2 protein-coding genes are annotated in these 682 nt (G+C 37.8%); both read right to left on the bottom strand.

The genetic code is table 11. The features are described from left to right. The coding region (locus tag ACFIJP_RS09485; RefSeq protein WP_375627171.1) for a DUF1376 domain-containing protein at positions 1-272 on the bottom strand (272 nt) is incomplete at its 3' end. Then, positions 262-612: a DUF1376 domain-containing protein gene (locus ACFIJP_RS09490; RefSeq protein WP_375627173.1), complete on the bottom strand. Its 351-nt coding sequence runs from the start codon at positions 610-612 to the stop codon at positions 262-264. The genes ACFIJP_RS09485 and ACFIJP_RS09490, both read right to left, overlap by 11 nt. Positions 613-682 lie beyond the last annotated feature (70 nt).

Raw genomic sequence — 682 nt, forward strand, 5'->3', positions numbered from 1 at the left:
TCTTCTTCAACATCTAAATTCCACAAGCGACCATCTGCTAAACGAATGAAATATCCTTCTTCAAGCAAAACATTCAGTGCCGCTTCAAACTTCTTCACTGAATAACCCGTGTAATTAGATAAAACTTTAATATTATAAAAAAGAGGTTCACCAGTATGCAACATACGTAACCGTAATCGCATATAGATATTGCCCTCTACAGCAGGCAAATAATCAACAACTATTGCCCACTGGTCTGCAAAAAGCCTCGTCCATGGCAACTTAGTTGACATACTTCACCTCCCTTTCTTTATTATTATTGCAAGTGAAATTATCTAGCTCTTCAGTGACGTTATTGAGTTCTTTTTCAACTTCTGAATTCCACAACCCACCATTGTCTAAACGTATGATGAATCCACCTTCAATCAAGGAATTCAAAGCTGCTTCAAACTCTTCTACTGGATAACCAATCCAACGAGCTAATACCCTTAAGTTGTTTAAAATAGGCTCACCAGTATGGAGCATTAGAAGTCGCAACATGACATAGATACATTTCTCGGTCGGCGACAAACAACCAAGAGTAAGAAGCCACTTGTCTGCAAAAAGCCTCGTCCATGGTAATTTAATGGACATACCCCAATTCCCTTTCTTTAACTAAATATAAAATTGCTAAAGCATCTGCTTCGTTATCATCTTTCGGATT

This window comes from Bartonella sp. MU37NMGALS (assembly GCF_042194015.1).
Lineage (GTDB): Bacteria > Pseudomonadota > Alphaproteobacteria > Rhizobiales > Rhizobiaceae > Bartonella > Bartonella grahamii.

Bases quoted from the DNA above. Each gene is read 5' to 3' on its own strand.
- ACFIJP_RS09490 (WP_375627173.1), bottom strand. From the start codon at position 612: ATGTCCATTAAATTACCATGGACGAGGCTTTTTGCAGACAAGTGGCTT.